The following is a 12,915-nucleotide window of genomic DNA, read 5'->3' as shown; positions in this document are numbered from 1 at the left end:
TGCGCTTAGGCCAAATACAGCTTGGCAGATGACCCAAACCGAGGCTTTATGTTACCCGAATATTTTCAGCAACGTCGTCGACAACTGCTTGCGCAACTACCCGAGCACAGTGTGGCGATTATCGCCGCGGCTTCAGAGCAAACGCGCAGTCGTGACACCGAGTATCCTTTTCGCCAGCATAGCGATTTTTGGTATTACACCGGCTTTAACGAGCCGGATGCCTTACTGATTTTAAGCAAAGCAACCGATGCTGACAGCACCAGTTTACTGCTGTGCCGCGACAAAGATGCTTTCGCTGAAATGTGGCAAGGTCGACGCTTAGGCCCCGCAGCGGCGCTTAAAACACTGGGGCTTGAGGCCTGTAGTCAAACTGAGCAGCAAACACAGCTTACTCAGGCGTTAAATGGTAAAACGGCGGTATATCTTAATTTAGGTGAACACTCAGGCTTAGAGCAGCAAATTAGTCAGATCATGGCGGTGTTGCGGCAGCGCGAAAAGCGTGGCGACAGTGCTCCGACGGCATGGCACGATTTACGACCGCTCAGTAGTGAACAACGCTTGGTTAAGCAGCCGGAAGAATTGCACATTATGCGGCAAGCGGCGCAGATCAGCAGCCAAGCGCATCAGCGTGCGATGCGTTTTTGTCAGGTCGGTGCCTGGGAATATCAGCTGGAAGCGGAGATTTTGCATGAATTTGCCCGTCAGGGCGCACGTTTCCCCGCGTACAACAGCATCGTTGGCAGTGGCGAAAATGGCTGTATTTTGCACTATGTTGAAAATGCCAGTCAGTTGGCGGATAACAGCTTAGTATTGATTGACGCTGGCTGTGAGTTGCAAGGTTATGCTGCCGACATTAGCCGTACCTTTCCGGTCAATGGGCGTTTCACACCTGAGCAAGCAGCCATTTATCAGTTAGTGTTAGATGCACAGCTTGCGTGTATTGCTGCCGTGAAACCCGGTTGTACCTTTGCCGATTTAAACTCTTTAGCGGAACAAATCTTAACCACGGGCTTAGTTGAGCTGGGTATATTACAAGGTGAGTTAACTGAACTTATTCAGCAAAAAGCCTGTAAACAATATTTCATGCACGGTATTGGTCATTGGCTAGGTTTAGACGTGCATGACGTCGGGGCTTATAAAATCGCGGGGCAAGATCGACCCTTTGTCGCCGGTATGGTGTTAACCATTGAACCGGGTCTGTATTTTCCTGCCGGTTGTGCCGCCGCCGCAAAATGGTGGGGGCTTGCGGTGCGAATTGAAGACAATATTTTGGTAACGGCTGATGGCTACGAGAACCTTACCGCCAGCTGTGTAAAAAGCCTTACCGAGATAGAGCAGTTAATGAAGTAAAGCCTGTTTCATCTGATAAACCGGCTAATTTGCTAGGAAAAGTGCTTGCATGAAAACCATAGAGCCTTCAGCCGCGCCAGAGCTGGCATCCAGCCCGCAGGGCGCAGCAAACTTTGATTTGGTTATTGCCGGTGGCGGTATGGCTGGCTCTATGCTGGCGTTGAGCATTGCCCAGCGTTGCCCCGAACTGACTATCGCGATAGTCGAGCAGCAAGCGGCCAGCGCGCCGCAAGCCAGTTTTGACAGCCGTAGTATTGCTTTGGCTGCGGCCAGTGTCGAACAGCTTCAGCAATTAGGTATTTGGGCGGAATTAGCCCGCCACAGCTGCCCTATTTTACAGATCGCCGTATCCGATCGCGGCCATTTCGGTAAAACTTGGCTATCAGCCGCAGAATATCGCTTACCGGCATTAGGCCAAGTTGTCGAAGTGGAACACCTAGGCGCGGTATTAACGGCGAAGTTGTCGCGCTATCCGCAAATCACGCGTTATCAACCCAATCAAATTAGCCAACTGCAAAGCCGTCAAGCGCAGCAACAACTGACTTTACAAGATGGCAGCGCCATTGCTGCTCGTTTACTGGTCATTGCCGAAGGTGGCCAATCGGCTACTCGTCAACTTGCCGGTATTACGCAAAGTGAACAGCCTTATCAGCAAACCGCGATCATTTGTAATGTGGCTATTGCCCAGCGCCATCAGCATAAAGCTTATGAACGTTTTACCGAGCATGGGCCTTTAGCTTTGCTGCCGTTAGTCGATAATCGCTATTCAGTCGTTTGGACCGTTAGCCCTGAGCAAGCCGAGCAGCTAATGGCTTTGTCTGAGCCTGATTTTTTGGCAAAATTACAACAAGCCTTTGGCTATCGCGCAGGGCAATTTACTGGCTGTGGTCAGCGAGCATCTTATCCCTTGGTACTGCGACAAAGCCCGCAAGTGGTCGGGCATCGGTTGGCGTTGCTAGGTAATAGCTTACACAGCTTGCACCCGATTGCCGGACAGGGCTTTAACTTAGCCTTACGCGACATTGCTTGTTTAAGCGATCTGCTTGCCAGTGGTACTTTAAACGAAGTGGGCACTTACCCGCAGTTACGCCGTTATCAGCTGGCGCGACAAGCCGATATGGCGCAAGTGATCCAACTGACTGATGCGCTGGTGCGCAGCTTTTCTAATCGCTCTCGTTTAATTGCCTTGGCGCGCAATGTGGGGTTGTTAGCATTATTACTGAATGATCAGTTAAAACAGCCATTAGCACGGCAAACCATGGGCTATGGAACCTCTTATGCAAAATCTTGATATTACTATCGTCGGTGGCGGCAGTGCGGGGCTTACCTTGGCGTTGTTATTGGCGCCCTTAGGTTTAAAGATTGCTTTAGTCGAGCAGGGCGCTGCGCCAACATCGTCCGAGTTAACCTATCAGCGGGTCAGTGCGTTAAACCCGGCTTCGATGCGTTTACTCAGTCACTTAGGTGTGGCAGACCCTATTATGGCGCAAGCGGCGGCTTACTCGTCGATGGCGGTGTGGGAAGCTGATAGCTTTGGTCGTATTGAGTTTAGTGCAGAGCCACCGCAGTTGCCGCAACTGGGTTGGATCTGTGATAACGAAGGGATCCGCCAGCAGTTATATCAGCAGCTACAAACACACAATAATGTGCAGTGTTTCTTTCAAGCAAAGATTAGCCAGTTGGCGCAAACCGAGCGCGAAGTGTTAGTGCAGCTCGCCAGCGGTGACATTTTATTGAGTCAGTTACTGGTGGGCGCTGATGGGGTCAATTCTTTTGTACGGCAGCAGCAACAGCTACCGTTAACGCATTGGGATTATCAGCAACAGGCGATTGTGGCGCGTATTCAATGCCAAGATCCACATCAAGGCGTGGCGCGGCAAGTGTTTTTACCCACTGGGCCGCTAGCATTATTACCTTTACCCGATGCACAGCAATGCTCTATTGTTTGGAGTGCCGACACGGCACGGGCAGAGCAGTTATTAGCGTTAGATGCCAACGCCTTTAATCAGGCGCTTACGGCGGCAAGCCAAAGCGCCTTGGGCTGTTTAACGTTGACAAGCGAGCGGCATGCTTTTCCACTGACCATGCGTTATGCCAGTGAGTGGGTGCGGGGGCGGGTTGTGTTAGTGGCCGATGCTGCGCACAGTATTCACCCTTTGGCGGGCCAAGGTATGAATTTAGGTTTAATGGATGTGGCCGCGTTAGCGCAAATTATTGAAAAGCAACTGCAAAGCGGTAAAGCCTTGGCAGAGCCTCGTGCATTACTGGCCTATCAGCGCTGGCGTAAAGTCGAAGCGCAAAGCATGATCGCCACGATGGAAGCCTTTAAACGGGGTTTTAGTAACAAGCAACCGGCACTGAAATTATTACGTGGTGCAGGCTTGTTACTGGCCGATAAACTGCCAGGTTTAAAACAAAAGCTGATGGCGGCTGCGCTGGGTAACAGTGGCGACTTACCAGACATTGCCAAGTATTAAACTGGGCTTTAGGCTGTTTGCCGCCAGGCGCAGCCCTTTGTTATCGCCAGCGCAAGGCTTAGCACCTTTCTAGCAACACTCTGCAACACAAATTCTTTAGACTAACCGGCTTATACGCGTTAGTCTTGAGAGGACATCAGCTCCTCAACAAGGATTTTAACCATGCGTAAGTCTTTAATTGCTATAGGTTTAGTCGCTTTTTTGGCCGGTTGTGGCGAAGCGCCAACCACACAAACTAGTCAAACTGTAGACACCGTAGCCGCACAACCACACATTTCTGAAACAGCACGACTGAATCAGTGGTTTGAAACAAAGTACGAAGAACAGTTACAGCAAAGCCCGTTACGGTTGACCATGTTGGGGCGCAAAGACTTATACAACCAAGTCGATGATGTCTCAATTGCAGCTGAAGAGGCGCAATTGGCTTGGTTAGCGGCTACCGTGGCAGAACTGACCAGCAGCTTTGATTACAGCCAACTTGATTTAGAAGCACAAACCTCTTACGACATCTGGGTTTATCAGTACGAACAAGCAAAAAACGGCGTGCAATTTCGAAAAAACACCTATGTGTTTAACCAGATGCAAGGTATGCATGCGTTGTTACCACAAATGCTGATTAATTTTCACAAAGTGGATAACAAAGAAGATATGCAGGCCTATGTGTCGCGCATCGAAGGGATCAGCCGAGCGATTATGCAATTACTGGAGCGCACCAAGGCCAATGCTGCGGACGATTTTCGGGCGCCACGCTTTGCCTATGAAGGGATCATTGAGCAAATCGATAATTTGATCACCGGTGCGCCATTGCTCGATGCGCCGCAAGATATCCCATTGTGGAGCGATGCGAAAGCGAAGATCGCCGCACTGACCAGCGCGGATAAACTCAGTGATAAAGAAGCCGAGCAACTCACTCATGAAGCCAAACTGGCACTGCAACAGCACTTCTTACCGTCTTATACCGCGTTAAAGCAATGGTTAGCAGAAGATGTCAGCAAAACCGATGAGATAGCTACCGGCGTAGGTAAGCAAAAAAACGGCGTCGCTTATTACGATTACATGTTAAACGTCTCCACAACCACCTCATTAACCGCTGAGCAAATTCATCAGATTGGCTTAGATGAAGTTGAACGCCTGACCAAAGAGATGATTGCCATTAAAGATCAGGTAGGGTTTGACGGTGATCTGGCGGCCTTTTTCAAATTTATTAAAGCTGACGATCAATTTTACTATCCCAATACCGATGAAGGGCGGGAAGGCTACCTAGCCGACTCACGGCAATATTTGGCTTTTATTGAAGAAAAATTACCTGAGTATTTTGGCATTTTACCCAAGGCCGGATTGGTCGTGAAACGGGTAGAGGCATTCCGTGAGCAGCCAGGCGCAGCGCAGCATTATTTTCCTGGCACGCCCGATGGCGCCAGACCAGGCATTTACTACGCGCACTTATCTGATATGCGCGCCATGCCAAAAAACGAAATGGAAGCCATCGCTTATCATGAGGGTAGCCCTGGCCACCATATGCAAATCTCTATTGCACAAGAGCTAACCTCGGTGCCGACTTTCCGTACCCAAACCGGTTTTACCGCTTATGTTGAAGGATGGGCGCTGTATTCAGAATTGTTAGCGAAAGAAATGGGCGCTTATGAAAACCCTTATTCAGATTTTGGCCGTTTAATTACCGAGATTTGGCGCGCAGTGCGTTTGGTGGTAGATACCGGTTTACACAGCAAAGGCTGGACCGAACAAGAGGCTATTGAATACTTCTTAGCGAAAACCCCGATAGCCAACGAAGCGGTGCGATCAGAAGTTCGCCGTTATATTGTGTGGCCTGGGCAAGCGACCGCCTATAAAATTGGCATGATCAAAATACTGGAATTACGCAACCACGCGCAGCAGCAACTGGGTGAGCGTTTCGATATTCGCGCTTTCCATGACACCGTGCTTGGCGGCGGTGCCTTGCCGCTAGCGGTGCTGGAAAAACGCGTCAACAATTGGATTGCTCAAGTCAAAGCGAGCTAAGCCAGTACGACCATACTGACCAGCTATCTCCTCAAAAGGGCTGTTTATCGCGTATAAACAGCCTTTTTTGATCATCACCGTTAAAAAGTGCGTATCGTTTGGGTTAACTTAATTATGCAAAGGATTTCACATGACACTTTTTCGGCTAATCATAGTCAGTTTGGCTATTGTCTTTTTTAGCCCGGCACAGGCACAGCAAGCTAGGGGAGGGCAGGCTGCACAAGTTATTGTGATGCCATTGAGTTTCGAGCAGCAAAGCAGCCGCATCGAAGCGGTGGGTACAGCCGAGGCCGTGCGCTCAGTGGTGATTTATCCTGCTGTTGCCGATAAAGTCACCGCAGTTAATTTTTTACCCGGACAATTAGTGGAGCAGGGTGATGTGTTGCTGCAATTAGACGATCGCCGGCAACAAGTCGCCGTGGACCGTGCCACAATCCAATTAGCGGATGCCGAGCGCACCGTTAACCGTTTACAAGAAAGTCGCCAGCGCGGCGCTATCGCGCAAAGTGATTTAGATGACGCTATTACTAACCGCGACTTATTAAAAGTACAAATGGCCGAAGCCAAAACCAATCTAGAAGATCGAACGGTACGCGCACCCTTTAGCGGCGTAGTAGGGCTAACGGATGTCGAAGCGGGCGATCGCATCACCTTGCAAACCCCGATCACCACTTTGGATAATCGTGAACAATTACTGGTTAATTTTGTGGCGCCAGAAGCCGCTTTACCCATTTTATCGGCACAGGGTTCAGTGTCGTTACAACCTTGGTTATCGCAAGGCGAAACAATAGCGGCACTCATCAGCCAAGTGGATTCACGTATCGATACCGCCAATCGTAGCATTCGTGCCAGAGCCCTGCTTGATAACGCCCAAGACCAGTATCGGCCGGGCATGAGCTTTCGAGTGATTTTAGAGCTGAAGGGTGATAGCTACGCCGTGGTGCCAGAAGCCGCGCTACTGTGGGGAGCAACCAGTGCTTATGTTTGGCTCATGCAAGATAACAAAGCGGTGCGGGTTGATGTACAAATTATGCAGCGACTCAGCGGCCGTTTATTAGTCGCGGGCGCCTTAAACGCCGGTGATATGCTCATCGTTGAAGGCGTGCAGAGCTTACGCAATGGCCAGGCAGTAACTGCTGTTGCTACCGAGGATAGTGTCTTATGAGCCAGCCGAGTATCCAGAACGATTTACCGTCGTTATCGATCCGCCGCCCCGTGTTAATTGTGGTGTTAAATCTGCTGATTATCATCGCGGGTTTAGCGGCGTTAAATGCCATTGAGGTACGAGAATTACCTGATGTCGACAGACCAATAGTGTCCGTAACGGCCGCTTACCCCGGCGGTTCGCCAGAAACCGTGGATACCGAAGTCACCAGTAAACTAGAAGGGGCAGTGGCACGGGTCAGTGGTGTTAAATCGATTAATGCCTCAAGCGAAGAGGGCAGTGCTCGCATTCGCGTTGAGTTTAGGCCTGGTATCAATTTAGATGACGCTGCCAATGAAACACGTGAAGCCGTCAGTCGGGTGCAGCGCGAATTACCGAATGGTGTGGAACGTTTAGCCATTATCAAAGCGGATAATGATGCGGAGTCGGTGGTGAGTTTAGCCGTGTCGAGTAAAACCTTGGATCTGGAAAGCTTAACCGAGCGCGTTGAAACAGATTTAGCACCGATGTTTCTAAGCATTCCCGGTGTGGCTGATGTACGCTTAAATGGCGACCGCGAACGCGTGCTGCGCGTTTTACTCGACCCACTGCGTTTAACCAGTTTTAATTTATCGGTTACAGATGTCGCAGCAGCACTGCGCTTAGCGCCTTTTGATGTGCCTGCAGGCAGTATGAAATCCACCGATCAGCAGCTTATCGTGCGCGCAGATGCTACGTCGATTACCGCAGAGCAAATTGCCGATATTATTGTCAGTGGTAACACCCGAATTGGCGATGTGGCCACCGTGTATTTTGGCCCGGCAGATGCAGGCAGTTTAGTTCGGCTAGATGGTAAACCGGTCATTGGGTTAGGGGTGATCCGACAGGCTCGCTCCAATACCATTGAGATCTCAGACGAAGTGTTAGCGATGGTGAAGCAACTGGAAAACCGCTTCCCTGATTTAGAGTTACAAGTGACCTCGGATGATGCCGAGTTTATCCGCAGCTCGGTGAAAGAAGTGTTGACCTCTTTGGTGCTAACCATCTTAATGGTTATTGCCACCTTGTGGCTGTTTATCGGCTCTGGCCGCGCCACCATCGTTCCGGCTTTGTCGATCCCTGTGTCGCTGATTGGGGCTTTAGCGGCCATTTGGTTAATGGGTTTTTCAATTAATATCTTAACCTTGCTTGCGCTTGTTTTAGCCACCGGTTTGATTGTGGACGATGCCATCGTGGTAACCGAAAACATTCAGCGGCGCCGTGCTATGGGTTTGGGCGCGCGAGCAGCGGCAGTTATTGGCACGCGTGAAGTGTTCTTTGCCGTGGTTGCGACCACGGCGGTTCTCGTTGCGGTGTTTGTGCCCATTGCCTTTTTACCTTCTACCGCTGGTCAGTTATTCCGCGAGTTTGGTGGTGTCTTGGCCATCGCGGTAATTATTTCGTCTTTTGTGGCTTTATCACTGGTACCCGCATTAACCGCGAGGCTACCGATAAAAAGCGGCGGTCAATCGCGTTTGGCGGCATGGGGTCATCGAATTTTGCAGGGGTATCAACGCAGCTTACACTTTGCCCTTGATAAAGCATGGTGGGTATTTTTAGCCAGCGTGCTAGCTGCAACAGCCGCACTGAGTGTGGTGAGTGTGCTGGATAACGAGCTGCTGCCCACGGAAGATCGCGGTAGCATCCGCGTGTTTGCTCGCGGCCCCGATGGAGTGGGCTTGAATTTTATGGATCGTCAAGCGGACAAAATGGAAGATATTTTGCTGCCTTATGTCAACGGCGGTGATATTGACTCTATTTATACGGTTGTCGGCCAGTGGGATCCTAACCTCACCTTTATTACGGTGCCATTAAAACACTGGGATGAGCGTAAGCGCTCACAACAAGAGATTATTAATGAGATCCGTGGGCCATTGGCTGCGATACCGGGTGCGCCAGCGCGGGCTTTTGGTTCAAACAGTTTGAATTTACGTGGCCAAGGCGGTGGGCTGGAATTGGCTTTAACTGGGCAAAGCTACAGTGAAATCTTTGCTGCAGCCCAAGCGTTTGCTAATGTCATCCAGCAGCAGATCCCCGAACTGGGTATGCCACGGATTTCGTATCAACCAACCCAGCCTCAGCTTAGAGTGAACATTGACCGACGTCGGGCGCAAGAATTAGGTGTGCCGTTATCCGATATCGCCACCACCTTAAGAGTAGCGATTAATGGCGATGATTTGGCCGACTTAAATGTTGGCGATCAAGCTGTACCGATTATCTTGCAAGCTCAAACTTCGAAAATTAACGATCCGTCTGATCTGGCGAATTTATATGTGGGTTCTCGCGATGGCGGCTTAGTGCCGTTATCAAGCTTGGCTTCTATTTCTGAAGAGGGCGTTGCCGCTGAACTTGAACGCCAAGCGCAGCGCCGTGCTATTGAGCTGGATCTGGAATTACCGCCAGAGTTACCTCTGCAAGAAGCGGTAGCAAAGTTACGAGCGTTGGCGGATCAACACTTACCCGATAATATTGGCTTAATCTTTTTGGGTGAAGCCCAGACGTTTGAGGAAACGGCCCGCGAAGTCACCATGACCTATGTACTGGCTTTTGTCATCGTGTTGTTGGTATTAGCCGCGCAGTTTGAAAGCGTAAACAGTGCGGTGGTGGTGATGGCCACGGTGCCGTTTGGTATTGCCGCGGCGCTATTTGCGCTGTTTTTAACCGGTACTTCTATCAATATTTACTCGCAAATTGGCTTGGTGATGCTGATTGGCTTACTCGCCAAAAACGCTATTTTGTTGGTCGAGTTTGCTGATCAGTTGCGTGATCAAGGCCTTGAGGTACGCCAAGCAGTAGAGCGCGCGGCCAGTATTCGTTTGCGCCCAATCACCATGACGCTGCTTTCTACTTTACTGGGTGCTTTACCGCTGATTTTATCTACCGGCGCGGGTGCTGAAGCGCGCAATGCCATTGGTTGGGTGGTCTTCGGTGGTTTAGGGATTGCCGTGTTATTCACGCTATACCTGACACCGGTGCTGTATTTAGCGCTAGCACGCTTCGCTAAACCCAGAGCCGATGAAAGCAAGCGCTTGCAAACCGAGCTCGATCACGCCGAGCAATTTGAGTAAAGAATAGGCTTTTACCTGGTGCTTTGACTGAACAAGTACCAGGTTTATTTCTGCACTGATGCGCTGACGGTGTTAGGTCTTGTGTGATGGGGTCAGGTCTTGAAAGTTGAATTGTGTAACATTAAAACTTTCTGAAATTGGTAGCCATCTGAGAACCGAAATGCTGCGCTGAGGCAAAATTCAAGACCTGACCCCTTGGTGACTGCAAGACCTGACCCCTTGGTGACTGTGGTGCTTTAAAAATTTAGCTGGGCTCGTAACGAAACGGCGTTACCGGAGCCAAGCGCTTTAGCTTGTTCGATATACTCAGCGTTTAAGATATTCGCCATCAGCTTAATGTTTTTACTGGGGTAATAATTTAAACCAACAGAATATACTGTGGCGCGGCTTTGTTCTTGTGTCAGGTTGAACCTGCTGATGCCTGCCGTTAGCTCCCAGTCTTTTTTGCGACTGATGCCACCTAAACTGCCATTTTTATACTTTCTGTTCTGTCCCGAGAGTAAATAGCTCATCTCAAAATACCCCCCACTATATTGATATTGCTGAGCAAAAGTACTGTTGATGTCAGTTTGCTGCCACTCAGCCAAAAACATAAAACCCTTGTGTTGCCAAAGCATATCTAGAGCGGTTAACCAAGCGTTATTGGCGTTAAAGGCGGTGCCCTCGATTAATGAATCAGCGCTATGAACCTGCAGAGTTTCGTTAATTCTGAATAGACTACCCTGATAATCACGTTGACTAAAAGAGCTGCCGACATGCAGTAAACTGTCGTCAGTAGCATAGGCTGCCCAACTGATCCTGCCGGTTATGGCCCGCTCTTGCTCATCTTGATCATGGATAAAATAACCCAGTTGCCAGTTTAGATTGCCAAAAGTATTCGATAGCTTTACGCCATGGGCTCTGCTTGGCGAAAGCGCTTCGCTAACCACACTGCGCTCGATTAACAGCAAATTGCTGGAACTGGTTAACTGCGCTAAGCCAAAAGGCTCTTTTTGCAGGCCGAAGGTCATATCGGCGAATTGCCAGCCGCTGTAGTTTAGCCAAGCATCTTTTATTGATAGCCCATCGCTCAACTCAATACTGAGCTTGCCTTGCCAATGGCGATTAAGATCGCTTTCTGCTTTAAGCCGAAAGCGCCGCAACTCTGCGTCAGCATCACCTGTGGTGGCTTTTTCTAAAAAGTTGGCCGCGTAGTTATCGTAATCCAGCATGATATCGCCAGAAAACGCCACCTCTGGCCAGCTTGGCGTAGCTGCATAGCTGGTTTGACTTAACAACAGCAGGCTACTGAGCAATAACGCTATTCTCATGATGCTTTTACCATGTTACCGCTTGCTATCGGCGTTTTTGCATGGGCTGTGGCAGTACAAGGTAAATAGGAAAGCTTGAGTTCTGCGGTATCTTTTAAAAAATCGATATGCAGAATATCTACCGCTATTACCTGTAAGCCGGTGCGTTGGTATAAGTCTGCCAGCAGCAGAGCTTTGTTTTGCGGTTTAATATTTTCGATCCGCTCATAAGAGACAGTTTGGGTACGATAACGGCTTCTTAAAAAACGCATATCAATGATAAAGGCCGCAAAACAAATTAAACCATTGAGTAGCAATAATTCGATAATGGCCAAATTGCTAACAGCGGTGAGTAACGCAATGGCGATGACTAAAAACAGGTAGGTCATTTCTTTAATTGAAATGGCATCAGTGCGATAGCGCAGCATGGTAAAAACTGCAAATAAGCCAAAGGCAAACTCCATCGACATATCAACGCCATGCAATAAGTTAGTAATGATAAAAATGCCGATGCCAAACAATAAAAAAGAGCCAGCCACTTCGCTGTTTTTATGTAAGCGGTAATAACAGCCATAGCAAAGTACGGCGATAGATAAGATGTTGATAACTAGCTTGATAATAAAAGCCAAATCTAAAGAAATCATATTAATTAACCCAGTTGAAAGTGTTTGATTGAATAGCCGCAAACTTGTCGATAAGCGTCAAGGTTGGTTTAAAGGCATTGGTTTTAAGTTGGTTGGGATACAGCAAGGCACAGCCAATGCAATATTTGCTAAATGACACCGGATAAATATGGTTTTTTGCCATCAGTTGGTAAAACGGCGACAGTTTAGAGCGTTTAAATTGCTTTAATTCCGCAATAAAAAACTGCGGTAAGCTAAGCGGCTGGCTGGTTTTATCGGCTTGAAACCACAGATTAAAATCTAAGGTTAAACGCTCAGCACTGGCTTCATTAGCAAGCGCGATCCGCTGATAACCACTCACTTGGCTGATCTGCAAACTGCTTAATGGCGTTTGCATGTGTTTCGCCATAAAGGCGTGCGTGATGTCCTGATTTTCTAACAGATCAGCGCAGGGAATGCGTGATTTTATGGTGCGTTTTTTATTGTTTTTAAACTTCACTTCTAAAAAGTGGCTGTGCGTATCAAGGTAACTGCGTTGCCTGACTTTAAAACGGTTTAATTTGCCATTGTGGTGGCTGTAATAAAAGTCGAAATGGGCTGTGTCTAAATAGCGATTGTAATAGCGTGACACCCGTTGACCACCGATTTCCAAGACACTGTAATGCTGCTGTAATTGTGTTAACAATGACGGTAAAAATGCACTAGGTAGCATAAACTTAACGTCTACCCGATCCATCAAAGTGGCTTTATCCAGATCACTGAGTTGATGGCTGCGAAACAGCATCAAGGCTTGCATTAAGGCCGGATTCGCTTGCGAAACAGGCTGTGGCTTATTTAGTTGCGGTGTTTGCCTCGGGGTTTCCGCTAAGCGCTGTTGATTGAAGAGTGATGGACTTAACATAGCAA

General features: G+C 48.9%; 9 protein-coding genes. 6 read left to right on the top strand and 3 right to left on the bottom strand.

All coding sequences use genetic code 11. The features are described from left to right. The first annotated feature begins 48 nt into the window (after window positions 1-48). The 6 genes from pepP to L1N97_RS00520 all read left to right on the top strand — a co-directional run bounded on the left by pepP (window position 49) and on the right by L1N97_RS00520 (window position 10,097). Window positions 49-1,350, top strand: a complete 1,302-nt coding sequence (pepP, locus tag L1N97_RS00545; protein ID WP_236128516.1) for a Xaa-Pro aminopeptidase — start codon at window positions 49-51, stop codon at window positions 1,348-1,350. A 49-nt stretch (window positions 1,351-1,399) separates the two neighbouring features. Beyond that, entirely contained in the window at window positions 1,400-2,641 is a 1,242-nt protein-coding gene (gene ubiH, locus L1N97_RS00540) for a 2-octaprenyl-6-methoxyphenyl hydroxylase (protein WP_236128515.1), read from the top strand. After that, window positions 2,628-3,827 carry an FAD-dependent monooxygenase gene (locus tag L1N97_RS00535; protein WP_236128514.1) on the top strand — a complete coding sequence of 400 codons (1,200 nt, stop codon included), beginning with the start codon at window positions 2,628-2,630 and terminating at the stop codon, window positions 3,825-3,827. Before ubiH ends, L1N97_RS00535 begins: the two co-directional genes overlap by 14 nt. A 162-nt stretch (window positions 3,828-3,989) precedes the next feature. Beyond that, entirely contained in the window at window positions 3,990-5,846 is a 1,857-nt protein-coding gene (locus L1N97_RS00530) for a DUF885 domain-containing protein (RefSeq protein ID WP_236128513.1), read from the top strand. Between the two features lie 130 nt (window positions 5,847-5,976). Further along, complete coding sequence (locus L1N97_RS00525) at window positions 5,977-7,011, top strand: efflux RND transporter periplasmic adaptor subunit (RefSeq protein WP_236128512.1); 1,035 nt, start codon at window positions 5,977-5,979, stop codon at window positions 7,009-7,011. After that, a complete protein-coding gene (locus L1N97_RS00520; protein ID WP_236128511.1) occupies window positions 7,008-10,097 on the top strand; it encodes an efflux RND transporter permease subunit in 3,090 nt (1,029 codons plus the stop codon). Before L1N97_RS00525 ends, L1N97_RS00520 begins: the two co-directional genes overlap by 4 nt. A 236-nt stretch (window positions 10,098-10,333) precedes the next feature. Here L1N97_RS00520 and L1N97_RS00515 read toward each other — a convergent pair whose 3' ends face one another. The 3 genes from L1N97_RS00515 to L1N97_RS00505 are packed head-to-tail and all read right to left on the bottom strand — an operon-like array spanning window position 10,334 to window position 12,910. Next, window positions 10,334-11,407: an OprO/OprP family phosphate-selective porin gene (locus L1N97_RS00515; RefSeq protein WP_236128510.1), complete on the bottom strand. Its 1,074-nt coding sequence runs from the start codon at window positions 11,405-11,407 to the stop codon at window positions 10,334-10,336. After that, the gene (locus L1N97_RS00510) at window positions 11,404-12,030 is read right to left on the bottom strand and encodes a DUF4956 domain-containing protein (protein WP_229585046.1); all 627 of its coding nucleotides are present in this window, start codon (window positions 12,028-12,030) and stop codon (window positions 11,404-11,406) included. Before L1N97_RS00510 ends, L1N97_RS00515 begins: the two co-directional genes overlap by 4 nt. A gap of 1 nt (window position 12,031) precedes the next feature. Then, window positions 12,032-12,910 carry a polyphosphate polymerase domain-containing protein gene (locus L1N97_RS00505; protein WP_236128509.1) on the bottom strand — a complete coding sequence of 293 codons (879 nt, stop codon included), beginning with the start codon at window positions 12,908-12,910 and terminating at the stop codon, window positions 12,032-12,034. Between the last annotated feature and the right edge of the window lie 5 nt (window positions 12,911-12,915).

The sequence above is a fragment of the Rheinheimera sp. UJ63 genome (assembly GCF_021568285.1).
GTDB lineage: Bacteria > Pseudomonadota > Gammaproteobacteria > Enterobacterales > Alteromonadaceae > Alishewanella > Alishewanella maricola.
Note: the sequence above shows the minus strand (reverse complement) of the source record. Positions and strands in the feature narration are given on the sequence as shown.

Excerpts from the sequence above, each read along its gene's own strand:
- pepP (WP_236128516.1), top strand. The coding sequence starts at position 49 with ATGTTACCCGAATATTTTCAGCAACGTCGTCGACAACTGCTTGCGCAA.
- ubiH (WP_236128515.1), top strand. The coding sequence starts at position 1,400 with ATGAAAACCATAGAGCCTTCAGCCGCGCCAGAGCTGGCATCCAGCCCG.
- L1N97_RS00535 (WP_236128514.1), top strand. The coding sequence starts at position 2,628 with ATGCAAAATCTTGATATTACTATCGTCGGTGGCGGCAGTGCGGGGCTT.
- L1N97_RS00530 (WP_236128513.1), top strand. The coding sequence starts at position 3,990 with ATGCGTAAGTCTTTAATTGCTATAGGTTTAGTCGCTTTTTTGGCCGGT.
- L1N97_RS00525 (WP_236128512.1), top strand. The coding sequence starts at position 5,977 with ATGACACTTTTTCGGCTAATCATAGTCAGTTTGGCTATTGTCTTTTTT.
- L1N97_RS00520 (WP_236128511.1), top strand. The coding sequence starts at position 7,008 with ATGAGCCAGCCGAGTATCCAGAACGATTTACCGTCGTTATCGATCCGC.
- L1N97_RS00515 (WP_236128510.1), bottom strand. The coding sequence starts at position 11,407 with ATGAGAATAGCGTTATTGCTCAGTAGCCTGCTGTTGTTAAGTCAAACC.
- L1N97_RS00510 (WP_229585046.1), bottom strand. The coding sequence starts at position 12,030 with ATGATTTCTTTAGATTTGGCTTTTATTATCAAGCTAGTTATCAACATC.
- L1N97_RS00505 (WP_236128509.1), bottom strand. The coding sequence starts at position 12,910 with ATGTTAAGTCCATCACTCTTCAATCAACAGCGCTTAGCGGAAACCCCG.